The 23,942-nt window shown below is 61.5% G+C and carries 22 protein-coding genes; 11 read left to right on the top strand and 11 right to left on the bottom strand.

The features are described from left to right. The first annotated feature begins 220 nt into the window (after positions 1 to 220). Positions 221 to 1,075, top strand: a complete 855-nt coding sequence (locus tag M3I53_RS05705; protein WP_254314998.1) for a DUF1989 domain-containing protein — start codon at positions 221 to 223, stop codon at positions 1,073 to 1,075. Positions 1,076 to 1,092: 17 nt separating this feature from the next. On the opposite strand, the gene M3I53_RS05710 is transcribed toward M3I53_RS05705, so the two are convergent. After that, positions 1,093 to 1,530, bottom strand: coding sequence for a PRC-barrel domain-containing protein (locus M3I53_RS05710; protein ID WP_254314999.1), 438 nt, complete (start codon positions 1,528 to 1,530; stop codon positions 1,093 to 1,095). Positions 1,531 to 1,713: 183 nt separating this feature from the next. Here M3I53_RS05710 and M3I53_RS05715 point away from each other — a divergent pair, with 183 nt between their 5' ends. Continuing rightward, a complete protein-coding gene (locus M3I53_RS05715) occupies positions 1,714 to 2,175 on the top strand; it encodes a hypothetical protein (RefSeq protein ID WP_254315000.1) in 462 nt (153 codons plus the stop codon). Between the two features lie 136 nt (positions 2,176 to 2,311). Here the strand turns inward: M3I53_RS05715 and M3I53_RS05725 are convergent, their stop codons facing one another. Next, positions 2,312 to 2,737 (bottom strand): Fur family transcriptional regulator, encoded by a 426-nt coding sequence (locus M3I53_RS05725; RefSeq protein WP_254315001.1) that lies wholly within the window; start codon positions 2,735 to 2,737, stop codon positions 2,312 to 2,314. A 186-nt stretch (positions 2,738 to 2,923) separates the two neighbouring features. On the opposite strand from M3I53_RS05725, the gene M3I53_RS05730 reads away from it, so the two are divergent. Continuing rightward, entirely contained in the window at positions 2,924 to 4,135 is a 1,212-nt protein-coding gene (locus M3I53_RS05730) for a polysaccharide pyruvyl transferase family protein (protein ID WP_254315002.1), read from the top strand. Between the two features lie 114 nt (positions 4,136 to 4,249). On the opposite strand, the gene M3I53_RS05735 is transcribed toward M3I53_RS05730, so the two are convergent. After that, a complete protein-coding gene (locus M3I53_RS05735; protein ID WP_254315003.1) occupies positions 4,250 to 5,695 on the bottom strand; it encodes a DEAD/DEAH box helicase in 1,446 nt (481 codons plus the stop codon). Positions 5,696 to 5,941: 246 nt separating this feature from the next. Here M3I53_RS05735 and M3I53_RS05740 point away from each other — a divergent pair, with 246 nt between their 5' ends. Beyond that, complete coding sequence (locus M3I53_RS05740; RefSeq protein WP_254315004.1) at positions 5,942 to 6,232, top strand: hypothetical protein; 291 nt, start codon at positions 5,942 to 5,944, stop codon at positions 6,230 to 6,232. 380 nt (positions 6,233 to 6,612) lie between these two features. Here M3I53_RS05740 and M3I53_RS05745 read toward each other — a convergent pair whose 3' ends face one another. Continuing rightward, positions 6,613 to 7,377 carry an SDR family oxidoreductase gene (locus M3I53_RS05745; RefSeq protein ID WP_254315005.1) on the bottom strand — a complete coding sequence of 255 codons (765 nt, stop codon included), beginning with the start codon at positions 7,375 to 7,377 and terminating at the stop codon, positions 6,613 to 6,615. A 137-nt stretch (positions 7,378 to 7,514) separates the two neighbouring features. On the opposite strand from M3I53_RS05745, the gene M3I53_RS05750 reads away from it, so the two are divergent. After that, a complete protein-coding gene (locus M3I53_RS05750) occupies positions 7,515 to 8,435 on the top strand; it encodes a LysR family transcriptional regulator (RefSeq protein ID WP_254315006.1) in 921 nt (306 codons plus the stop codon). A 444-nt stretch (positions 8,436 to 8,879) separates the two neighbouring features. Here M3I53_RS05750 and M3I53_RS05755 read toward each other — a convergent pair whose 3' ends face one another. Beyond that, positions 8,880 to 9,857, bottom strand: coding sequence for a zinc-binding dehydrogenase (locus M3I53_RS05755; protein WP_254315007.1), 978 nt, complete (start codon positions 9,855 to 9,857; stop codon positions 8,880 to 8,882). A 94-nt stretch (positions 9,858 to 9,951) separates the two neighbouring features. Here M3I53_RS05755 and M3I53_RS05760 point away from each other — a divergent pair, with 94 nt between their 5' ends. Next, complete coding sequence (locus M3I53_RS05760) at positions 9,952 to 10,866, top strand: LysR family transcriptional regulator (protein ID WP_302057559.1); 915 nt, start codon at positions 9,952 to 9,954, stop codon at positions 10,864 to 10,866. Between the two features lie 461 nt (positions 10,867 to 11,327). Here M3I53_RS05760 and M3I53_RS05765 read toward each other — a convergent pair whose 3' ends face one another. Next, on the bottom strand, positions 11,328 to 12,203 hold the full coding sequence (locus M3I53_RS05765) for a sulfite exporter TauE/SafE family protein (protein WP_254315008.1): 876 nt from the start codon (positions 12,201 to 12,203) through the stop codon (positions 11,328 to 11,330). A gap of 332 nt (positions 12,204 to 12,535) precedes the next feature. Between M3I53_RS05765 and M3I53_RS05770 the strand changes: the two genes are divergently transcribed. From M3I53_RS05770 to M3I53_RS05780, 3 genes are all read left to right on the top strand, one after another. Next, positions 12,536 to 13,336, top strand: coding sequence for a helix-turn-helix transcriptional regulator (locus M3I53_RS05770; RefSeq protein WP_254315009.1), 801 nt, complete (start codon positions 12,536 to 12,538; stop codon positions 13,334 to 13,336). A 634-nt stretch (positions 13,337 to 13,970) separates the two neighbouring features. Continuing rightward, a complete protein-coding gene (locus M3I53_RS05775; RefSeq protein ID WP_254315010.1) occupies positions 13,971 to 14,240 on the top strand; it encodes a hypothetical protein in 270 nt (89 codons plus the stop codon). Between the two features lie 206 nt (positions 14,241 to 14,446). Next, positions 14,447 to 15,139 (top strand): CBS domain-containing protein, encoded by a 693-nt coding sequence (locus tag M3I53_RS05780; protein WP_254315011.1) that lies wholly within the window; start codon positions 14,447 to 14,449, stop codon positions 15,137 to 15,139. A gap of 232 nt (positions 15,140 to 15,371) precedes the next feature. Here M3I53_RS05780 and M3I53_RS05785 read toward each other — a convergent pair whose 3' ends face one another. From M3I53_RS05785 to M3I53_RS05795, 3 genes are all read right to left on the bottom strand, one after another. Continuing rightward, the gene (locus M3I53_RS05785; protein WP_254315012.1) at positions 15,372 to 15,569 is read right to left on the bottom strand and encodes a hypothetical protein; all 198 of its coding nucleotides are present in this window, start codon (positions 15,567 to 15,569) and stop codon (positions 15,372 to 15,374) included. Positions 15,570 to 15,610: 41 nt separating this feature from the next. Next, the gene (locus tag M3I53_RS05790) at positions 15,611 to 17,275 is read right to left on the bottom strand and encodes an ABC-F family ATP-binding cassette domain-containing protein (protein ID WP_254315013.1); all 1,665 of its coding nucleotides are present in this window, start codon (positions 17,273 to 17,275) and stop codon (positions 15,611 to 15,613) included. A 368-nt stretch (positions 17,276 to 17,643) separates the two neighbouring features. Continuing rightward, positions 17,644 to 18,036, bottom strand: a complete 393-nt coding sequence (locus M3I53_RS05795; protein WP_254315014.1) for an SgcJ/EcaC family oxidoreductase — start codon at positions 18,034 to 18,036, stop codon at positions 17,644 to 17,646. A 527-nt stretch (positions 18,037 to 18,563) separates the two neighbouring features. Between M3I53_RS05795 and M3I53_RS05800 the strand changes: the two genes are divergently transcribed. Together M3I53_RS05800 and M3I53_RS05805 are read left to right on the top strand one after the other, a co-directional pair. After that, positions 18,564 to 19,037 (top strand): PRC-barrel domain-containing protein, encoded by a 474-nt coding sequence (locus M3I53_RS05800; protein WP_254315111.1) that lies wholly within the window; start codon positions 18,564 to 18,566, stop codon positions 19,035 to 19,037. A 60-nt stretch (positions 19,038 to 19,097) separates the two neighbouring features. After that, positions 19,098 to 19,925, top strand: a complete 828-nt coding sequence (locus M3I53_RS05805) for a hypothetical protein (RefSeq protein ID WP_254315015.1) — start codon at positions 19,098 to 19,100, stop codon at positions 19,923 to 19,925. Between the two features lie 81 nt (positions 19,926 to 20,006). Here M3I53_RS05805 and M3I53_RS05810 read toward each other — a convergent pair whose 3' ends face one another. Together M3I53_RS05810 and M3I53_RS05815 are read right to left on the bottom strand one after the other, a co-directional pair. After that, positions 20,007 to 20,864, bottom strand: a complete 858-nt coding sequence (locus M3I53_RS05810) for an MBL fold metallo-hydrolase (RefSeq protein ID WP_254315016.1) — start codon at positions 20,862 to 20,864, stop codon at positions 20,007 to 20,009. 409 nt (positions 20,865 to 21,273) lie between these two features. Continuing rightward, positions 21,274 to 23,421 (bottom strand): molybdopterin-dependent oxidoreductase, encoded by a 2,148-nt coding sequence (locus M3I53_RS05815; RefSeq protein ID WP_254315017.1) that lies wholly within the window; start codon positions 23,419 to 23,421, stop codon positions 21,274 to 21,276. Between the last annotated feature and the right edge of the window lie 521 nt (positions 23,422 to 23,942).

Genomic DNA, 23,942 nt, shown 5'->3' on the forward strand with positions numbered 1-23,942 from the left:
GTCATGAAGTAAGCGAACTCTACACGAAGGCGCCGTGCGCGCAGGCAGGCCCGAACATGCTGAAAAGTCCGTGAATCCCCAACCTCACGATCGTTGAACAAACCTGGGCTTACCGTTGCGCGATTCCTATACTCCCCAGCAGACATCCCGCGAAGACTGCGCTGTGCGCCATCGGCATCGCGAAAGCGGGCACAGGTCGTTCATACAGGAGTACGAGGCAATGCTGAATTATCCCGCCGCCTATCAGTCCACCAAAGGTTCCGCGCTCGACGTGAACAAGCCCTTTTACCGCCGCATCGCCGAAGAGAAGGATCAGCGCGAGCTGATCGAATCGATCGTCGTGCCGATACGCTCGGGGCAAGCCTGGAGCGCGCCCGCGGGGCACGTGTTCCGCATCGTGACGATAGAAGGGCCGCAGGTGGCCGACCTCAACTTGTGGAACCGGCACGATCCGCGCGAACGCATGTGGGCTTCGCGCACGCGCCAGCTCCAGCAGGCGCATGTGAGCACTTTCGACCGCCTGTGGTCGACGCTGCCCTTCCTGCGCCCGCTCGTCACCATCACGGACGACAGCCTCGCCGGCTACGGCGTGGACGAGCATGGCGGGCGCGTTCACGATCTGCTCGGCACGCGCTGCGACCCCTACGTGAACCGCATGCTGACCGGCGAGGACTTTCATTTCCACTGCCACTCGAATCTCACGCGCGCCATCGCGCCGTACGGGCTCACCGAATACGACGTGCACGACGTGCTCAACGTGTTCCAGTGCACGGGCCTCAATCTGGAAGACAAGTACTTCATGAAGGCCTGCCCGGCGAAGAAGGGCGACTACCTCGAGTTTTTCGCCGAAATCGACCTGTTGTGCGCGCTTTCGACCTGCCCCGGCGGCGACCTTTCATTGCCGATGTGGGGACCCGATGCACGCGACCCGCTGGAGGTTTGCCGGCCGCTCGGCATCGAGATCTACCGGCTGGCGCCCGCGCTGCTGGCAGGCTGGTCTTCGCCGCCTGTCGCCGAATATCGCGGTCTGCATGGCATGGCGTTGCAGCAGCCGGACTGGAAGTGCGGCTGCTGAAACGCGACGGCTCTAACTTACTGCTGCTTCTCGGCCTTCTTCGGCTTCGGCGGCGATTCGACCTTCGCGTACTGGAACGCGGGCGTGGCCTTCAGCGCTTCCTTGGTTGCGCCGGGCAGATAGAGATTGCCCTGGCGCACGTCGAGCGAGGCGATGGGCACGGCCACGTCGTGCGAGCCGACGCCGAGGAAACCGCCCGCCGAAACGATAGCCGCGGAAACCGAGCCGTCCGGCGCCACGATCAGGTCGCGCACGGTGCCGATCTTCGCGTTGTCGTCGTTATAAACGGGCTTGCCAAGTACGCTCTTTTTCACGCTCCAGCCTTCGAGCAGCGCCTGCGACTGCTCGACCGAAACGCTCAAGGGCTGCGCGCCCGCGATCTGGGCATTCGCACTGGCACTGGCCAGCACGGCGCTGAATGCGGCTACGGCCAACATCGTCTTGCGGAAAAGCATTTTCTTTCGCTCCTGTATTCCGGTTATTTCGCCGCGCAAGTCGTTGCGAGTCAGCGCGAGACTGCAGGCGGAATGTCATGGTAGCCGGTATGGGGCGACGATGCGCTCAAGCTGCTTGCGCGAGCAAGCGCGAAGCAGGCAAGCCCTGGCATAAATACGCCGCCCCGGCTAATGGAGAAGGACATGTCCGCCCTGCCAGCCCGCCACAATAGCGCCAAGGCCAAACTCGCGGCCGGCGAAAACCTGTCCGCTTTCATGGTCGAGCTGCCGAGCATGGGGCTCGTGCAGGCACTCGCGGTGAGAGGCGTGGGGGCCTGGTCTTCGACATGGAGCACGGCCCCATCAACATGCAAAGCTCCACGCGGTGGTGCGCGCCACGCGCGGCACGCCGATCACGCCCATCGTGCGGTTCCGTGGACCGAGCCCTGGCTCGTCAAGACCGCGCTGGAACCGGGCGCCATCGGCGTCGACTTCCCGATGATTGCCACGCCCGAACTCGCGTGCACGATATTCGAAACGATCCGTTACCAGTGTCGATCCGAATTGTGGACAAAACGCTTACGTTGCGCGGCTAACTGGTCCATGAGGTCGTTGGCAATCCTGACTGGCTGGCGCGCGCCAAAGCCTTCATTCTGGACGGCTTGAAAGTGGAGGCAGTACTGCCCGTCATAGCGAGGATACCTACGAGCAGATCGTCGAGGCGCACCGCTATCTGGAGTCGAACGAGCAGTTCGGGAAGGTCGTCGTCACACCTTGAATCTTGCGCCGGCGATGCAGCAGATCACGACGCCGCCGCGGCGCACTGGGCGCAAAGCCCGAAAACGACAAGACTCGAATGCGTATAGCGAAAGCGCTTCGCCGCCGCGATGGCGGCGTGCTGTTCCTGCAGCGTGGGCTCGTCGATGTCCACCACGGTCTTGCAGCTCTCGCACACGAGATGCGCATGCGGCGCACCACGCCCGAGTTCGTACACCACGCGTGTTTCGCCAATCCATGTGCTGTCGAGCAGCGACGATTCCATCAGCTGCGCAAGCGCGCGATATACGCTCGCGAGGCTGCATTGCTCCACGTCTTTCGCAATGCGGCGAAAGACCTGGTCGGCAGTCAGATGCTCGTGCGGCGCATCATGAAATACCTTCAGCACGGCCACGCGGCTGGACGTAGGGCGCAGGCGCGCGCTCTTCAGTTCGGAGTAGACGGTTCTCATACCCAGGAAAAACACGTCGGCAAGGCCGACAGTTTCCCCAGGAATGCTTAAGGTTTCCTTATGTCAGTATGAGGAGCGGCACCTTGCGGCCTGATTTGCGGCCCAAACTTAATGCTGCGGCGCCGTAAGGATCGAAAAGATTATGGGACTAGCTGATATTGAACAGAAGTACGACCTGAGGCCCGCATGGCTTCCGAGCCCACGGTGATCTTCGGCGCGTTCGACCGGCACAACTTTGGCGACCTGCTGATCGCGCGGGTGGCGGCGCGCATGCTGCAACGCCGCGAACTGCTGTTCGCCGGGCTAGCCGCGCGCGATCCGCATGGTGATGGCGGGCCAGCCACCGTCGCGCTCGCGCGCATCGCCGCGTTCGCAGGCGGCCGCTCGGTGAACGTGATCCACGCAGGCGGCGAGTTGCTGACCTGCAATGCGTGGGAGGCCGCCGTGATGCTCGCGCCGCCGCGGCGCGTGCCGGCGCTCGTTGCCGACGAGGATACATGGCTGCGCGAGGGGCGCGCGTGGGCGCTCCGGCATGTTGGCGCGGCGTCGCTCGCGCCGTATGTGCTTTCGAAGTCCGCGTTGCCGGGCGTGCGCGTGAAGCATCTCTCGTTCAACGCGGTGGGGGGCGTGGATCTCGATGTGCGCAATGCGCAGTTGGGCGCCGACGTACTCACCGCGCTGCAATCCGCGGACGCGGTGAGCGTGCGCGACGGCCAAACACAGGCGCTGCTCGCGCATCGGGGCATCGCAGCCCGGCTGATACCGGACCCCGCCACGATGACAGCCGCCCTGTTCGGCACGGCAATATGCCGGCACGCCGCCAACCTCGCGCTGCGCGACTTGCGGCAGGCGTTGCCGCACGGTTATGCAGCCGTGCAATTCAGCGCTGACTTCGGCGACGATGCAACGCTCGATACACTGGCCACCCAACTCGAACTCGCGGCGCGGGGGCACTATTTGGGTATTGTGCTGTTTCGCGCGGGCGCCGCCCCCTTGCACGACGACCTGGCGGTGTACGAGCGGCTCGCCGCTCGACTGCGCGCGGTTCACGTTCGCGTGTTTGTCTCGCTGAACGTCTGGGACATCTGTGCGCTGATCGCTGGGAGCCGCATCTATTGCGGCAGCAGCCTGCACGGCCGCATCGTCGCGATGGCGTATGCGCTCCCCCGCGTCAACATCAGTCATCCTGATCATCTGTTCGAGGGAAACAAGCATGCGGCTTATGTGCGGACATGGGAAGCAGCGGGTCTCGCCGGCGTTGTGAATCCGGGCAATCTTGCCGATGCGGTTGCCAATGCACTGGCGACCGATCGCGAATCACTGCGCGAAATCGCATCCGAACTCGCACGGCGGTACCGGATGGAATTCGAAACTGCGGTTACTGAGAATCGACTATAGGCCGTGCGAAAGATCTCTGAGGCGACGACGAAACCGCCCTCAGTCAGATGAGCGCGCCATTTTTCGCACAACCATTCCGGTGGATTCGGACTCCGATTCGCGCAAAGGGCGCAGTCAGGGTTGGCGTTTGCCGCGAGCACCAGCGGGTTTGCCAGCCGGCGTGCGCGAACCCGCAGCTGGCTTGCTGGCAGGCTTGCTGCGTGGCTTTTGCACGCTGAATGGGCTACCGCTCGTGAAACTTGTGCCCTTGGCCGCGGCAACAGTGCGCTGCGTCGCAGGTTTGCGCTTGTTTTCGCCATTTTGCGGGCGCCGATTTTTGCTGGTCGCCTGCATGGCGTCCGGCGCGGCTCGGGGCACTTTGGGCTTCTTGGGCTTTTTCGGTTTTTTGATGAGTTCGCCCGTCGCGCTGGTTTGCGGCACGCGGTGTTCGGCTTCAAAACCTGGCTCTTCTTTGCGGGGCAGCGTTTGCCGGATCAGCGCTTCAATCGCGGCCAGTTGCGGCGCTTCATCGGCACACACGAGCGACACCGCCACGCCGCTGGCTCCCGCGCGGCCGGTACGGCCAATACGGTGCACATAGTCTTGCGCCACGATCGGCAGATCAACGTTGATCACCAACGGCAGGTCGTCGATATCCAGCCCGCGCGCGGCCACATCGGTGGCTACCAGCATATTGACTTCACCCGTCTTGAAGCGCTCCAGCGCGCGCAGCCGCGCGGGTTGCGGTTTGTCGCCGTGGATGGTGTCGACTGCATAGCCCGCTTCATCCAGCATGGCCGCGAGGTAATCCACGCCACTGCGGGTTTTGACGAACACCAGCGCGTGCTCCCAGTTGTTCTCGGCCACGAGGTGCATGAAGAGATCAGGCTTGTTCCTCTTATCCACGGGCACCACCCACTGCTTGATCTTGCTGGCCGTCGCATTGGGCGGGCTGACGGTGATATTGACCGGGCTGCGCAGAATGCCCGCCGCCATGGCGCGGATATCGTCAGTAAACGTGGCAGAGAACAGCAGGGTCTGACGCTGGGCGGGCAAGGCAGCAAAGACGGCGTTGAGTTCGCGCGCAAAGCCCAGATCCAGCATGCGGTCGGCTTCATCCAGCACCAGAGTTTGTACCTGATCGAACTGCACAGCGTTCTGGCGATTGAGATCCAGCAAACGGCCCGGCGTGGCAACGAGCACATCCACGCCTTTGCGCAACTTCATCATCTGCGGGTTGATGCTCACGCCGCCGTAGGCTGCCAGATATCGTAAGTCGAGGCCTTTGCCGTAAGCGACAAAGCTTTGCAGCACTTGCTCAGCCAGTTCACGCGTGGGCACCAGCACCAGCACGCGCGCGCGGTTGCTGGACACCGCCGGACCGTGTTGCACCAGCCGTTGCAACAGCGGCAGCGCAAAACCCGCCGTTTTACCAGTGCCGGTCTGTGCCCCAGCCATGACGTCCTTGCCACTGAGCACGACAGGAATCGCCTTGGCCTGCACCGGCGTAGGTGTCTGGTAATTGAGGTCTTGCACATTACGCAGCAAGGGATCGATCAGGCCAAGCGAGGCAAAAGACATTGGCATATTCCGGGCTAAAACCGTAATTCTAGCGGGTACCGTGCTGATTTCGCCGCGCAGAACCGATGGTCAACAAGATTGCTGTTGAACACCGCTAGTAACGTAGCGGCGCCGCGCGCCGCGCCGGCATCATCGCTGGACATGAAAGGTTCCGTATTTGTGTGTCATCGTACAGAACCTCTTCATGTGCTACTGTAGGTACCCAGGGCCAGCAGGACGTTTCAGTCGAACACCAGAAGGATCCTCATGGAATTCAATAATGGCGCTGTACTAGAAGCTCTTCGACTTGCTTTGCATCGACAAATACCGTGGCACAAGCGACCCGCAATCTTCACGTTGCTTCGCTCGCACGGTTTGATTCAGATCGTAGATCAGAAACCTCCCCCCAACACGAAGTATCTCCCCACATTACAGATTGCCGTCCTGACGGATAAAGGACAGAGTGAAATCCGGCGCATCGAAGCCTCAAAGCACGTCTCGGGATGGCTGGACGACGACTACTTCGCAACGTTCCTCGCAGGGGTCGTGCTTGCCTGAGCACGCGTCATTGCGTGCCTGCGATCGCGGTATTCACGAATCGGGCCAGATCGCCTCGGCGGCTCTCACGAGGCATTCGGGGCGCGTTCGACGATCAATTTGAACCCCTACGGAAGATCCAGCTCCATTCCGCCGTGACTCCTGGGTACGAAGATGCTGGAGAGCGTCACGTCTAGAACGCGCTCCTCATAGCCCCTCCATCGGCTCGCAGCGCAACGCCCGTCGATCGCTTCGAATGGTTTCGGCTCGAAGATTCCCAGGTTATTAACCAGAATTTCCGCAGCCGGATAACGTTGCGCGAGTTCGTCGGCTGCGGGGCGCTTCAAAAAAGGTAGCGAAGGGCGGCATCGGGTCTTGACCGCAGGATACCGCCCGGCGGTTCAGGTACGCGTAATCGAGGCGCCGCCATCGACGAGCGATGCGGTGCCGGTTACGAACGACGAATCGTCCGACGCGAGGTAGAGGACCGAACGTGCGAGTTCTTCCGGCTTCGCGACGCGCTTGAGCGCATGCAGTCCGGACACGAACGCCTGCGACTCGTCGGTGTCGTTCATGCCGCGATACATGTCCGTGTCCACGGCACCCGGCAACACCGCGTTGACGCGCACGCCTTGCGCGCCATACTCTGCGGCCAGCGCCTGGGTCAAACCGATCAGCCCGGCCTTGCTCGCCGCGTAGGCCGCAGTGCCCGGAAACGCGAACGAATAACCGACGAAGGTCGACGTGAAGATGATCGATCCGCCGCCATGTTTCAGCATTTCGGGAATCTGGTGCTTCGCACCGAGGAAGGCGCTGGTCAGATTGGTCGCCAGCGCCGCGTTCCAGCCAGCCTCCGAAATACCGGTGCTCGGCCCCATTTCCCCCAGCGTGCCGGCGTTGTTGTAGCCAATATCCAACCGCCCGAAGCGGTCCACTGCGAGCGCAACCAGCGCCTTCGCGAAGTCCTCCGACTGAACGTCGCCGGCCAGATACACGGCTTCGCCGCCTTCGCTGACGATCTCCGCAGCGAGCGTTTCAAGCTCCGCCGCGCGCCGCGCAGCAAGAACCACCTTGGCGCCTTCCTTCGCAAACAGCCTGGCCGTAGCACGGCCAATCCCTGAACTGGCACCGGTCACAATGGCGACTTTTCCTGTCAAGCGTTGCATTTTCAATCTCCTGAAGTCCCGCATTGGCCAGTGCCCTGTGCCCCGGCCCGTGAGCGAAATATAGGCTTCAGTTCTGCTTGCAGAAAGGCATAAAACATGGTCATATCATTCAGCTTTTATGAATGTTCGGAGAAGGTATGGACCGCCTGCGTGCCTTCGAAGTATTCGTGACGGTAGTGAGCCGCGGCGGCTTTGCGCGCGCAGCCGATGCGCTCGGCACGTCGCCCGCCAACGTCACCCGCTATGTGAACGAACTGGAAGCGCATCTCGGCACGCGCCTGCTCAATCGCACGTCGCGTACGCTATCTCTGACCGAGGGCGGCGAGACGCTTTACGCCCGCTGCAAGTCCATTCTCGACGATGTCGCGGAGACCGAAGGGCTTGTTTCATCCGGGTCGGTCGAACCGCGTGGAAGACTGCGCATCAATGCGCCTGTGAGCTTTGGGATTCGGTATCTGGCAGCGCTGTGGCCCGAGTTCATGCGCAAACATCCTGGAATTGAGCTCGACGTCGCGCTGATCGACCGCGTCGTTGATATCGTGGATGAAGGCTACGATCTCGCGATACGCATCTCGCGCGCCGGCTCCACGAGCCACGCAGCCCGCAAGCTGGCGACATCGCAAAACATCCTGTGCGCGTCGCCGGCGTATCTGGCCCACTTTGGACAACCGGCCATGCCGGCGGACCTGATGCAGCATCGCTGCGTCGGGTACACCTATGCAGCCACCGGCGATGAGTGGCAACTCATCGACCGTAGCGGCAAGACCCACGCTGTGAGGGTCGACTGCCACATGCATAGCAATAATGGCGACACGGCACGCGCTGCAGCGCTCGCTGGCCAAGGCGTGATCTGGCAACCGACGTTCCTGATCGGCGACGATCTACGTGCCGGTACACTCGTTCACGTGCTGCCGGATTATCGGCTGCCGGAGATCGACATACTCGCCATGTACCCGAGCCGTCGACATCTGAGCGCCAGAGTGCGCGTTATGATCGACTTCCTGGTCGAAGCGTTCAGCGGAGTGCCTCCGTGGGATCGCGCCAGTCAAAGCAGCTAAAGCCCACTTCATCCTCCTCTCGCGCCAGTGAATCGCATCGGCCATGACGTCTGGGCGCTTCCAGCATCCAGTTGCAACCGCCGTACTCCAGCAATGCTTAGGATGCCGGATCATCAATCGCCATAGTCAACCGAATTGTTCGACGCCTGCCCATACGCGCTGCGGCAGACTCACGGACATGTGGATGAGGGCAGACGTCCAATAACCGTTAAAGATCGACGGAACCCGGACTACCGTCCGAGGGGGCGGCTGGAGTCGACCCCACAACCGTCACTCGACCCAGCGATGCTTCGATGGCAGTTACCCGTGCACAACGGCCATTCGCTTGGACAGGCCGGTGACGGATGCCCGGTGCGGATTCACCGCTGGATCCAATATGAAGATCGAAGGCCTCCAACGGGTGTCCGAGGGTTTATGCGGGTGGTCGAGCTTTGATAGCTGCACTCACAACCGTACGACGATCTTTCCATTCGCGCTGTCGGTCTCCATCAGCCGATGGGCCTCGCGGATTTCCTCAAATCGGAAGACCCGCGCGGCCATCGCTTTGTATTGGCCATGTTCCACGCGATCGACGATGAGTTGCATTGGAATCTCCGCCGTCGGAAACGCTGGCGCCCCAAACATAAAACTGCCGAAGAAGCTGAAATGCACCCCGCTCGGCATCTGGGCCACGGGCATGAAGCCGTTAATCGGATCGGTACCACCCAGAAATCCCGCCAGACAAAGGCGACCATGCCGCCGGGCCATGGTCAGTGAACCGATTACCGTACTGTTGCCCAATAATTCCAACACTGCGTCAACGCCGTCAGGATGCAAGTCGCGCGCACGCTGTGGAAGATCAGGGGCCTCGAGCAACACCTCCTTGGCGCCGAGCGCCTCGAGCGACGGCGCGCGTTCCGGGTTACGCGTGGTGGCGATAACCCGAACGCCGGCATGAGCGGCGATATCCACCGCCGCCCGACCCAATGCGGACGTGGCGCCACGAACAACCAAGGTCTGTCCGGACTCAAGATCAAGATTGCCAAAGAGGGCTGCCCATGCCGTCGCATACGACTCCGGAATCGCCGCGAGTTGCTCCCAGGTCAGATCGGTATTCACGGCAACGACATTGCTTGCCGGGACACAAGTCAACTCGGCATAGCTTCCATTTATCTTTCGGCCCATGCCCCCCATGAATGCGACGACCTTTTGACCCGGCATGAACCGGCCATCCGGATCGGCACGCACAGTCCCGACACATTCGATTCCACTTATCTCGGTCGCCTCGGGCCACTTCCCTTCGCGCATATGCGTCTCGGCGCGATTCACGCCAAAAGCCTTCACCTCGATGAGAACATGGCCGATCCGCGGGGACGGATCAGGACGCTCCTCGATGCTCAGTACCTCGGGTCCCCCGTACCGCTTGATAACGATGGCACGCATGAAAATCTCCATATCAGCGAGTGTCGTCTAATACTAGAGATCGGAGATTCTGTTAAAAATAATGAAGTTTTGATCAACTTAATAGGACTCGTCGATGATCGAGGGCCTGACGTTGTATCAGCTGCAGTGCTTCGACGCGGTGGTATCGGAAGGCGGTTTCCAGCCCGCGGCCGAAAAGCTCTTGCGCACGCAGCCAACCGTGTTTGCCGCGGTGAAGAACCTCGAAGGACAGCTTGGCCTGACCTTGCTCGATCGGAGCGGCTATCGCGTGGCACTGACCGATGCCGGTCGCTCGTTTCATGACCACGTGCGCGTATTCCTTCAAGAGCTTCGCGGACTGAAGAACCATGCCGAGCAACTGGCCATGGGCGAGGAGCGCGAACTTCGCGTCGTGATCGGCGATCTCTCACCCGTGCGTGAGGTACTCGCACTGCTTCGTTCTTTCTTCGACGGTCATCCTGCGACGCAACTGCATTTGCATGTGGAGGCCATTGCAGGTCCGTGGGAACGCTTGTTTGACGGCGAAGCCGATCTGATCATTCATCACATCGACAAGGCGGATCCGCGGCTCGAGTACATCGATCTGTGTCCCGTCAGACTCATCCCTGTCGTCGCGCCGGGTTTTCTTCGCATGCCCATTTCGGAGGAGATCACGCCGGAGCAAATGCGCGGCTACGTTCAGTGCGTCATTCGCGACACGGCACGCCATATCGCGCGGCCGAATTACTACATCATTGAGGGTGCCCAAACGTGGTCGGTCGGCGATCAGTTGATGAAGAAGGAAATCATTTTGCAGGGCGCGGCCTGGGGTCATCTGCACGATTTTCTGATTGAGAGCGATCTACGCGATGGACGCCTTCTCTCAATCGGCGGCCGACATCTGCAAGGCGGCCGCGTCGAGATCACCGCGGCGCGCCGACGCGATTTGCCCCACGGGCCAATCGCCAATTTGCTTTGGCAGCACATCAGAGACCGCGCCCCGAGCTTTAAAATCTCAACCGCGGACTGATTCCAAAATGGCGGTCGACTGCCGTGTACGAACTTGACAGCACGGCATACAACCTCGGTGTTCGCGCTTGAGCTAGTTCGGTTGAACGGCCGTTGCTCAAATGTTAGCTGACGTCTACCGCATCAACGTCCACTGTCTCTTTCTGGCCCGAGGAGAGCCCGACGGCGCCGCGCCCTGAACACCTGGCACATGCGCGTCATGCAAAAGGCATAGTCCGACCCGGAAGTGGACCGTCAGGCTCGCCGATAGCGGCCATTCCCACGAGGGTCATCCGCTACGCTCACGCGACAAAGACGCTTGCAGACTTGTCGACATGCAGAGGAAACCCATGATCGGCACACCACTTCGCCAATTGCAAATGCAGCGCTGCCAATATGGCGCTGCCCACGCCGGAGCGACGTTCTGCCAAGCTTGCGACAGCGAGATTCGACGGTGCGCACGTTCTGCGGCTGATTCTCTAGTTATCCGAAGTAGCTGACCCCCGAGACAATCAACAGCAGGTTCACGACCCGTGCGAAATGATTGTCGGACAGCCGTTTATAGAGCGTCATGCCGATCGCGGTTCCGAGCAACGACCCGGGTATGCAGAGCAGAATGGCTGGGGCGAAACCGGTTTTGCCGGCGGAGTGTCGCAAGAGACTAATTGCAGCGAGCGCAGCTACCTGCGTGATCAGGATAAACGGCTGATACATGGCACGCTGGCGGTCCTTGCTCCACCCCTTGAACCCGCACCAGATGGTCACGAATGCTCCGGGAAAGCCGGCCGCGCCACCCGTGACGCCGCCGAGAAATCCCGCTAAGACATCGAGTGCCTTCGCCTCGCGCCGGGTGACCAGCGGCCGCCTGGCGAGCATGTAGCACCCGTAGAGAACCAGGAACACGCCAAGCACGTGGGTGTAGACGTGACGATCCAGCGTGAGCAGCACGGCGATGCCCAGGGGCAGTCCGACCCCGCCGCCGACCAGGAAAACAGCCAGCGCCCGCCACTGGATATCCCGTTTGAGTGACCAGACCATTGCTGTCTGGTTCGCGATACTGCAGACAATCATGATCTGGACAACCTGCACCGGGTCAGCGCAGAGATGGAACAGCATTGCGCCGCAGACTGCGGAGAAGGCGAAGCCCGCGATGCTGGATACGCCAGACGCCAGAAAAACGGCACCGATGACAAAGACTTCGACGCCTTCGTGCACGGACAAGGCCAGGCAAAGTGCCGTGGCGAGCACGAGCACGGCCCACTGAAGTTTGACCTGCCAGGTGTGCCATCCCGTTGCCGGGGTCAATGACCGGGCTGGTCCCGCGGCGCTCTCGGGCGCGGGCTGAGGTTCGCTATCCATTTGCCGTGTCTCTCCGTATTGGACATTACAGGAAAGGCCAGTGTTTCCCGCCCGTTGTGGCGGGAAGCGCGCGTTCAAGGATTGGTTACATCGGTGCGGCGGCTGCGCAGGCTCGCCACGTTGCGCGCGGCGGCCTTGTCCCGCGTCTGCTGGGTGTCGTCGCCCCATGAAACATCGAGTGTCCAGTGCTGTTTAGTTCCGGTTGATGACGGTCGCGGCTGTGAGCGGCACATCAGTATCGAGCACCGTGATACGCGTCGGTACTACCTGAAAAGGTGATACCCTCATGCTCACCGAAGATCGGTGATCCGCCCATTCTTCTTGAGGACGACATGCTTCCATTCGCGGATTCCACCAATCCACCGGCGCACGATGACGTCTATGCACTATGGGATCGGCTGGCCGAGTTCTCAGCAGGTGATGGCGATGTCGCGCTGTCCCATCTGCTAACCAAGCTCTGTGCCATGGTCAAAGCACAGAATGCGCTTTGGGCCGTTGTCGTGCGATTGCCTTCGCTCGCGCCAAAGGATCCTTTGTTCGGCTGGCGTCCACGACTGGTTCGGCTTCTGCATCCGGTACCGGCGATGGTCGCTTCGGTGCAGGAGCAGTACGACACGCTCTGGTCCGGCCACGTCGACTCGTCACATGTCGTGGCCGCCTCAGGGAACGAGCCGTTCTGCGCCAACTTGCTCTTCGAGGCGATGCCCGCCGAATGGTTTGAAGGTGAGCACTATCGGCGCCACTACCTCGAAGTCGGCCACGGCGACAGCATCCAGGTGCGTTGCTCGCTCAATGACGATGTGCGGATTCATCTCTTCGTGTTTCGCGATGTGCGGGCACCCCGATTCTCTGCGCCGGATCTCGAGCGTCTGGGTTTCGTGATGCATGGGCTTAGATGGTTCAACCGGCAGCAACTGCTCAGCCACGGCCTGCTCATCGCCGACGCTCCCCTGACGACGGCCGAGCGAAGGGTGCTGCTGTGGCTGCTCGACGGACTCACGGAAAAGCAGATCGCGCAGAAGCTCGACCAAAGTCCGAACACGACGCATGTCCATATCAAGGCGATCTACGCCAAATTCAACGTCCGGAATCGCTCAACGCTCACCGCGCTGTGGCTCGGCAAGCTGAGATAGCGAACTGCAGGCGCTGGCGTTGCAGGCAACGATGGCGAACCGCCCGCGCAAGGCGAGGCCGTAAGGCTTCTTGTCCGTGGATGCAAATCGCGGAGCCTCCGCGCTGCGCAAAATAAAGATGTGCACGCGGGCATCCTCGTTGAGGTCGCAACGCATTGACATGCTGTCTGCGTGGCCGACGGCCAGGTCGGCCAGAAGGCTCGCCCCAGAGCGCGAACATCGAGTCGTCAGGCTGGCTGTCCGAAGTGGACTGGACAGGTCGCACCGGCACGGGCCGAGAGAGAGTCACGCGATCACCTATTCAGGTTATGTTCGGGTGTCAGCGAATCATCTACGATTAGACCCATGCCGCTATTGCATTGCAGCGTGCCCGCCTTCAACGCGCCGCTGTCGAGAGCACACCACGATGCCATTGAGTGCCGCACAGTCCGAGGCCCGCAGGCGCCCAGGGTATCGCTTGCGTCGCGATTCTGTGACGCAGAACTAACGGTTCGATCAGTAACTACAGCTCGCGATCGCTGATAGCAGCCGGCACTCCTTGACCAATTGATCAGGTATCCCAGGTTAACCGCTTGCCGGAAAAGTAGACTGCCGTTACGAGCTCTTTTTGAACTGCCTTTTAAGGAACCTCGACATGAGATACGCGAGCAGGGTCAAAATTGTTCGAACCTGCTGCGTGCTCACGGCGATGGCCACCGCCGGGGTCCAATGCTCTATTGCCGCGACCGGTAACGACGATTTCGATTCTGGGCTGGAAGACTCCGTCGTATTTTCCCGTGCTTCGGGAAACACTCCGTTTCCGCGCTTCGACCCATCGCAGATTCCGTTTGCTCCGCAGCCCGCACTGGATGATTCAATTGCCCTTTGTATTCCCGACCTCTATTGTTCACTCGCAGTCCGCTAGCGCAGTCGGCGCGATCGCGCCCAACGACAAGAAAAGTCTAACCAAGGCGGGTGTTCGCCCACGGAGCACCGACCCCTCCGGGAATTGAATCAGGTTGTGGAATCAAGGCGCCTCAGCACCGAGCGATCGGCTCGGGACGGTCTGCCAAAGCCACGTGACGGGAGCACCAGACGAGGACCCGTCGCGAACAAGCAGGAGGAGCAACTATGCGCGCGCAAGACATCATGACTGCGTCCGTAATCACTGCCACACCGGACATGACGATCCACGAAGCGGCAACACTTTTGGTCGAAAACCATATCGGGAGCATGCCGGTCGTCGACGAGAACGGACAAGTTGTCGGTATCGTCGGCGAACGCGATCTTCTGCATCGAGTAGAGAACAGCACCTGCCACAGAAAGCGCCAGTGGTGGCTCGAAGTCCTGTTGTCGTCCCCCCGCGCTCAGGCCGCGAGATATCTGAAGGAGCACGGGCGCGTCGTAGGCGACGTGATGTGCGAAGAGGTGATTTCGATCTCGGAGGATATGCCGCTCCAGCAGATCGCGGACCTCATGGAGCGTCGACGTCTCGACAGCGTGCCAGTGTTGAAGAGTGGCACGCTGATCGGAAATTTGAGTCGCTCGAACCTGATTCGCGCACTCGCGCGAATTGCTCCGGTCGTGGAATTAGCTTCGCGCGATGATGCGAGCCTGCGCGAAGCGATAGTCCGGACAATGCACGGGCAGAACTGGGGGTTGCCCAAAAACTGCGTGCGCGTCAAGGATGGTGTCGCGCATCTATGCGGGGTGATCGAATCTGTAGAGGAAAAGCGGGCCATCCGCGTTGCGGCGGAGAGCGTGCCGGGCGTCAAGCGTGTGGAGTACCATCTTGAATATCCAAACGTGATTCCGGCCCTGTAGCTCACGGTCGCAAGACGCGTGCAGATCGTCCGGGCTGAACGACGAATCACTGCGATCGTGACGGTCACGTCGAACCGGGGGGCGAGGTACCGACGGGTTTCGCAACCTGCAATGCGCCACCAGCGCGGCAAGTGCGATTTCGATCGCGGGCTTCAAATCAGGCAAGCGCTCGACGTAGGCAATCACACCACTGACGCCATGTCACGGCTCAATCTGCCGAGTGATCTGCGCGTCAGTGGGGCGGCTTGCAGCGCCGGACTCTGGATTCGATCTTTTTAGAGAAGGTCCGCTGTTCGATGCCGAACAGCCACTCGAATGACTGAGTGGCTGCGATCGTAAAAGGCAGCTTGTGGCCGATAGCTTGCATTGGAGCGCGCTTCCCCGCACGATTACCGAAGTCCTTGCCGAACGTCTGCGCATCGCCTCCCATGCAACGCTCGCCTCCAGCGCGGGGGTATGTCAGGCGTCCTTCTAATCTGCGGCAGCCTGCTCGCGCGTACGACGGGCTTCGTCGCGCAGGAACTCCTGATAGTCGTCCAGATCACCGTCGAAGGGCTCTACACCACCGTTGGTGACCAGCCAGAACTCATCACAAACGGCGCGTAGCAGGGCCCGGTCGTGACTGACCAGCATCACCGTGCCTTCGAATTCGTTGAGTGCCATGGCTAGCGCTTCGCGTGTGGCCAGGTCGAGGTGGTTGGTAGGCTCGTCGAGCAGCAGCAGGTTGGGGCGCTGCCACACGATCATGCACAACACGAGCCGCGCTTTTTCGCCGCCGCTCATTGTGCTAACCGCCTGATGGACCGTGTCGCCACTGAAGTTGAAGGTACCGAGGAAGGTGCGAAGGGATTGTTCGGTGCCACTCTGGCCGGGGGCGCGCATGTGCGCCGGCGTGTCCCTGGCAAGGCGGATCATGTGTTCCATCGGCGTGTCGAGCGGGCGCAGTACATCGAGCTCTTGCTGGGCGAAGTAACCGATGTTCAGGCCTTTGCCTTCGCTGATTTCACCGGCAATCGGCGCCAGCGAATGCGCCACGGTTTTCACCAGCGTGGACTTGCCTTGCCCGTTGGCACCGAGAATGCCAATGCGTTGCCCGGCCAGCACGGAACGGCTGATGCCCCGCACGATCACCGTGGGCGGCGTGCCCGGCAGTGCGCCCGTCGGCGCCGGATAGCCGAAGCTCGCGTCCAGCATCGACAACAGAGGGTTCGGGACGTTGAGGGGCTCCTTGAACTCGAAGGTGAACTCCGCATCGGCAAGCACCGGTGCGATCTTTTCCATGCGTTCGAGCGCCTTGACCCGGCTCTGCGCCTGTTTCGCCTTCGAGGCCTTGGCCTTGAAACGGTCGATGAATTTCTGCAGATGAGCGATCTTGTCCGCCTGCCTGGCCATTGCGGCCTGCTGCAATGCGAGCTGCTCAGCGCGCATCTCTTCGAACTTGCTGTAGTTGCCGCCATAACGCACGAGCTTGGCGTTGTCGACGTGCACCGTCACCTGCGTCACCGCGTCGAGGAATTCGCGGTCGTGGCTGATCACTACGAGCGTTCCTTGATAGCGCTTGAGCCAGGCTTCCAGCCATACCAGCGCGTCGAGGTCGAGGTGATTGGTCGGCTCGTCGAGCAGGAGCAGGTCGGACGGGCACATGAGCGCGCGCGCCAGCTGCAGTCGCATGCGCCAGCCGCCGGAGAAACTGTTGACCGGCTGGCTAAGCTGCGCAGCACTGAAGCCAAGGCCCAGAATCAGCGCCTGGGCACGTGCGCGTGCATCGTGCGCACCGGCGTCGTGCAGACTCATGTAGGCGTGCGCCATGCGCATGCCGTCGTCGCAGGCCTCGGCGGCGGCTACTTCGGCCTGCGCGGCCAGCAGCACGGTGTCACCCTCGACGACAAAGTCGGTCGCGTTCTGTGTGGTCTCCGGCATGTCCTGCGCGACTTGGCCCATCCTGTATGCGGCGGGAATCGAGAACTCGCCGCTATCTTCATGCAGGGTGCCGTTGAGCAGGCCGAAGAAGGACGACTTGCCGGCGCCATTGCGGCCGACAAGACCGATCTTTTCGCCGGGGGTGAAGGTGACGGACGCGCGATCGAGTACGACATTGACGCCGCGGCGCAGCGTGAGATTACGGACGGAAATCATAGGGAGCTACTTCGGGGAGGACACGCATGATAGCCGACCGGACGTGCAGGGCTGTCTCATTTCTGAGCCGCGTGCGATTTCCGGCGGCCACCGCCCCACGCCCGAGCGAGGCGAACGCCCCGGGCGCAATTGTTCATGCAAAAGGCCCCGCCCGGAACGGAGTTCTGCCAAACCGGCGATCCAAAGACTGCTTCGCGACATGAAGCGGACAGTAGCAGAGACTGCATTTGCACGTATGGGGCACTCTTCGCTCCGTCATTTCTCCGCGGCGCGATTCGTGTACCTCAACGCTCGACATGAGCGGCGGTCCAAAGGCGCTCAGTGCGCGCGATGGAATGGCCAGGTCCAGCGAAACGATTCTCTAGACCTCAGCTTGCCACTGGGGAGAGCGTGTTGGCGTCGCGGGCCAGAAGCCAGCGGCCGTCGGGCTGTTTGCGGTATATGGTGATCCGATGACCGGCCAGCTCCGTCGCTTCTCCGCCGGCGCGCGGTGTCACAGGCAACGAGTCCCGGCACATTGTGTAGGCGACTTCGCCGACGATCACTACCTCTTCCAACTCGCTGATGCATCGGATTCGAGATTGTTGGTGGGCGGCCGAGAAGCCAGCGGAGAATCCCTCCCGGCCTGACGGCGCTCGGCCCGGATAGAGAAACACGACATCCTCCGCCATCAAGCCGAGCAAGCGGACAAGATCGCCGGCGTTGACTGCATCAATCCAGGTTGCGTGAACCTCACGAATAGCCCGTTCATCAGACCCCATCTGCAACCCCCCACTGACAAAACAGTTCGATCACGCGCCAATCAGGGCGTCGCTCAGCATCGATCGCCATCCAGGTCGGCGAGAGCATCTCGAATGCCAGTTTGCCCATGGGAGTGGGCGTCTAGCCTGGTACCCAGTGATCCCCTTCCAGTTTCAGAGCCGACCGACCGGTTCCTGGCCGACCAGAGCCCGACGACAGAGCTCAACGAACATCTCCGGGCGGACAGGCGATGCAACAGGCTTAAGACGACCCTGACTGACCCTCGACCCAATGACGAGCACGTCAAGGGGTCTTCCTGCATTTAAGCCAGATGGGCAGAAACTGGCGCTACGGATCATCGACTAAGCGTCGTTGGTTCTCAACGTTGCGAAAACGGGAACTATGAGTTGGCGCCACGGGGCTTGTAAGCCGACAGCAAGTGGATAAACTGCCGCCCAACGATCTGGCATACAGGCTCTCGGCCGGCGTCGCCCCCGGGGATCCGAAGAACGTGCCAGAAACCCATTCTAACCATCGAGTGAACGATATGGCTTTGGACAAGGCAGTATTGGCAGCAGTGGCGCTTGCAGCATGTATCGATGTGCACGCACAGTTCGCCGGCACTCAGCCTCTGAGCGTCACTATTGAGCAGTCCCAGGCGCTTTTGCGAGGATGGAGCGTCAAGAAGAGCGTGCTGGGAAAATCGGTATACAACGACCAGAGCGAAAAAATCGGCGCGATCAAAGATCTGATCGTGGCCCCGGACGGCTCCGTCTCGGCGGCCATCGTCGCTGCAGGCGGCTTCCTCGGAGTCGCCACGCATGACGTAGCTGTGCCCATCGCCGCCCTCGACGTGCGCGGCGGCAATCTATATCTGCCGGGCGCGACCTGGGACGCCATAATGGCAACGCCTGAGTTCCAGTACGCGAAGGTGCAATCGCCACCTAGGCCGAAGAAGGTCCCCCTTTGCACATTCAACACTCAACCCCCGCGCTGTTCGGATGAGGGTATCGCAGAGTAGCCCCATCCGAACACCACGCGTCTGGACGGCCCACCGCCTTTCTCGGGTTACCCCAAAACCATGCAAAAAACCCTCGGACTTGCCGTTGCGACCCTGCTCGCCGTCGCCGCTATTGCGCTGTGGACCCTGCTCGCCCGGTTCGAACCATCCATCAAGTCCGCTATCGAGACGGATGGCGCGCTTGCCACCCAGTCGCAGGTGCTCGTGGGTAGCGTCGAATTCTCGCCCTTAACCGGCGTGGGCGCGCTTGATGGACTTACCGTGGGCAACCCCACTGGTTTCTCTTCGCCCTACGCCGTCGTGGTGGACCGTATCGCCTTGCATGTGGAGAGCGGCTCGCTTCTCGGCGGCGGCCCTGTCATTGTCGATTCCGCCACGGTCATCGCACCGCAGATTACTTACGAGGCGCAAAGTCCAACCGCCACCAGCAACCTGGAGACCATCAAGAACAAAGCCCAAGCCTATTCCGCCATCCAGGCCGCCATCCAGGCCGGCAGCAACGGGCGCAAGGTCATCATCCGCAACCTTACCGTCATGGGCGGCGCGCTCTCACTCGACGTTCACCTGCCCGGAGGCGTGCTTACGGTACCGCTGCCTACGCTGCATCTCGCCAATATCGGCGCGACCACCAACGGCGCCACTCCGCCGGAGGTCATCGGTGCCGTGTGCGAGGCGCTCGCCCACGAAGCGAAAAAGGCGGTCACCGAGGCCATCGCCCAGAAGCTCAAATCGGTTATCAGTATGCTCAGGTCGCCCGTTGCTGGGTTGCCGAAGCTGCCTTCCCCTCCGACCCTGCCTTCCCCTCCGTCGCCTCCGTCCCTGTCGTCCCCGCCAAGGCTGCCACTTCCCCCACCGGGCCTACCCTTGCCACCCCCGCCTGGCTTTTAGGGCCACACCGGGCCAGCGAAATCCAGTCCCGATCAGAACCGTGGAGCGCGAGGAGACCAGCAATGAGCTATTCCGGCGACTTCAACCATTTCGCATGCGTGCGACTAATGCGACCAAGCGAGCACTCATTTCCCTGGCCGGCAAGTGCGCGAGCCAGCCGTGACCAGGAAGCAGCCATTCGAAACGATACACGGCCAGCTTGCCGAGCGATTCGGTGAGCTCGGTCCATGAGTACCAGCACGCGTCCCTGAATGCGACGAGGTCCTGCTCGCGTGGGCTCCAGGCAAGCGAATCACCCGAGCAGAGAATGCGATCGTCGAGGAGATACACGACGCTACCCCGAGTGTGACCGGGCACGGGGACTGCCTGTACGCCGGCCGCAATGGTCGGCGCCGACACGTCGTCGAGTAGATCCGTTGCATAGGGGGCAGCCGAGCTGTCCTCCCGGTGAATCCAGACGCGCGCGCCGAATCGACGCGCGTATTTGTCCGCGTCTGCGACGTCGTCACGATGTGACAAAAGAATGTGTGCGATGCCACCCGCGTCGTCGAACCATTTGACGAGCTCTGCCGCATAGCGCGGTGAGTCGATCAGCAGATTGCCGTCCGCACGCGAGGCGAAATAAGAATGTGCGCCAAACGATGAGCGTGAGTTGAATCCGCAGCGCCACACGCCCGAGGTGATTTGCTGTGGAAAGATCACCGCGTTCGGACGAAGCTGCTTCGTTTCGCTGCGTACCGATGCTGTCGGGCATACGAACACCGCCCGCCAGGCAGCAAGCTGCTCTTCGGGCGTGTCGGGCTGGCGAACGAAGACACTTTTGTCGTTTCGCTCGACGATCAGCCCAGGCGCGACATGACGCGATGCACCGCAATTGATGCATGCCGTGTCGATATACCACTCTCCAGGCACGGAGTCGGTATTGCGTGGTGGCTTCATTCGACGCTCGGGTCCTGATAACGCATGGCAACCTCACAGTCCCATCATAGACCTTTCGACCACCGAGACACGACCGGAGCAACGAGGAAGTCGCAGCAGCGGCGCGAGCGGCCGGTCTTGGGCCTGGTCCAGCCGCTCGCGTGCGTTGTCGAACCACGCCGCGAGGTTCCCACCACGTTGACTCATTGCCAATGAAGTGACGCAGCGTCCACAGAGGCTGCCGGTGGCTTCCATCGCATCCGCAACTACGGTCTGCGTGTCGCGAAGGTGCGAGGGCTGCTGGACGTTGTGGTGGCGTGGTGGCTTTCGTTTGCTCGAACACATTTCGGGCAAGGCAGGACGGCCGGGTAGCTACATCGTCGTGCTCGGAACAAACCGTTCGATTCGAACAGTGGGTTCTCTCTTGCTTTCAGTCTGCGGCTTCGATGCGTACAGGCACCGCGCTCATTACCGGCATGGCGTTGATCGGATCAAGGCCAACCGTCGTGCTGAGCAACTGGTTTGGATTGGTGCCGGCGTAGGTTTCGGGCTCCTCGTCGGGCATCGGTCCCCAGCCGTGCGGAATGGACACGACGCCTCGGCGCAGTGCGGGGTCGGCTTTGACGATAGCTCGAATGCGGCCGTGCGGCGAAACAATGGCCACGCACTGGCCTTCGGTCAGTCCTTGAGCAGCCAGCTCATCGGGATGCACAAAGGCCGGATTGAACGTCATGCGTCGGCGGATGGCGGGCAGGTGGTGGTACATGGTGTTCTGCACGTCGCGCAGGCGCCGCACCGCCAGGCGATGCGTGAACCCCGGTGGCGCTCCCGCTTCGGTCAGTACGCCCCCCAGTTCGCGCTCGACGTCGTCCGGCATCACGTCAAAGCGCGCGGTATTAGCTGGCTCGCCGGGCTGCACGACCATCGGTTCGACATCGTAGATTTTCCCATGTGGGTTCAGCTTCAGTTCGTCGAATGAAATCGAGCCGTGGCGAACCAGGGTCGCAAGCAGCTCGTCGGTGGTCGGAGCTGCGCGCATATCGAGCGGAACGCCGTCGAATATGACGGTCTTGCCCAGGCGCCGCGCCAGATCCCAGAACACGAACCAGTCGTCCACGACCTCGGATCCCTCCGGCGGCATCGCCACGGCGGCCGAGTATTGTGCGTAAGGCTGCAACATGATGTAGGACTCGTAGTCGCGCGAATGCAGGTCGGCGCGCTCGAACATCAGCTTCGGTGGAATCACATAATGCGCGAGCCGCGCAGTGTTAGTCATGAATGGCTCGATGCATACCAGTAGTTCCAATTGACGCAGCGCATCGGCGATGCGACGCTGGTCAGGCACGGCATCGACTGGATTGCCGCCGTCGACCAACAACGCACGGATCTGGCCGGCGCCAGGCGTAGTGATTTCCTGGGCCAGCGTGCCGCTCATCTTCTGGCCGAACAGGATGCCATGGCCGCCGACACGGCTCTTCCAGCCGGATTCCCAGGAACGGCGTGGCGGAATCACTTCGGCGCGGCGCTGGTAGCGCGGGGCGACCACGCCGGGATTCGGTACGGGGTCGCCGGGGCGAGCGAAGCGGCCACATACGACGTTGAGGCATTCGACCAGATGCTCTGCCAGATTGGAGTGCGGCGCCATATTGGGCCCGGTTCCCGACGCGGCCGAGCCACGCTTGCGGCGCAGGCCGCCGGCCTCCCGGACGGGTTCCGCGAAGGCTGCAGCGGCGGCTTCTAGCCCTTCGACGCTTACGCCGGCGCGCTGGGCGACGTATTCGGGCGTAAATGGCTCGACCGCGCGCGCCAGTCGTCGCAGATCCTTGACGTAGCGCGCGCAGAATTCAGCATCGTGCCAGCCCCGACACAGAATGATGCGCAGCAGGCCAGCAAGGACGGTCGGGTCTTCGCCCGGCAACACCTGCAGGAAGACATCGGCATGGCGGGCGGTCTCGGTCTCTCGTGGATCGATCACCACCAGCTTCAGGCCGCGCTCCTTCGCTTCGTGGAGCTGCTTGACCGGATTCTGCAATGCAAAGTTGAATGTGGATAGCGACACCAGCGGATTGGTGCCGACGAACAATAGCGCGTCCGCGAGCGCGTACGGATCTTTGCCGGCAGGCCAGCCGCCCAGTCGCTCAAATGCCACCCATTTGGCCGACTGATCGATGGTCATTGTAGAGAAAAACGAATTCGAACCCAGCGCCGCGAGGAAGGCGGGCAACATATGATTGGCGGCGAGGTTAGAGTAGTTCATGGTGCCGCGAAAGGCTGCGACCGCATCGGCGCCGTGACGCTCGATCAGCGCCTCAAGTTGCGCCGCGATCTCGGCCAGCATCGCGTCGAGCGGCATCTGCACGAAGCTGCCGTCGCGCTGCCGTTTCAGCGGGTGCAGAAGCCGCTCCGCGCTGTTATGCGCCTCATGCAGATACGCGCCCTTGATGCAGGCGTAGCCGCGCGTGAGCGGATTGTCGCGGTCGCCGCGCGCGGCAACGACGCGTCCGACGTCGTCGAGGGTCAAGCGCAGTGAACAGTTGCCGGCGCAGATGCGGCAGGCGGTGACAGCTTCCCGTGGCACGGCGAGCTCCTCCTGTACTGTGGCCCCACAACTTGTCACCACACAGCTTTTGGCGCCAAGGCTATAGCCGAGCCGGATACCTGTGAGATGACAGAGCACCCGCAAATGACTATGCGTTACATCGCCGCCAAACTGTGATCGCGCATTCACAATAATAAACGACGTTCATATTTATGGCAAACAGCTTGACGACTTGTTGCGGGCGCCGTTGCCCATTGCGCAGTGAACTACGGCGCGGAGATCTTCGGCGACAGGGTCTGGACCTCATCCCTGTTCTGCTCAACATCGCCCTTTGGAGCGCGAAGGCACGACTCGAAGTCGTACATGCGGCGACACAAGGAGTTCGTTGCTCGATTGAATCGAAGCCCCGTGGAAGTGAGCGAAGAGATGAAGTCGTTGGTCCGCAAGGGTGGGTGTTTCTTTCCTGAGGGCGAGCGCTAAGCCAGGCAGCAGGTTAGCCCGGTAGTGGACTAGCGCCTGTTGTACCCTCTAAGCGGGCAATTGCCGGCCCAACAGCGGTC

It is taken from the genome of Paraburkholderia sp. CNPSo 3272 (assembly GCF_024206495.1).
In the GTDB taxonomy this organism is placed as follows: domain Bacteria; phylum Pseudomonadota; class Gammaproteobacteria; order Burkholderiales; family Burkholderiaceae; genus Paraburkholderia.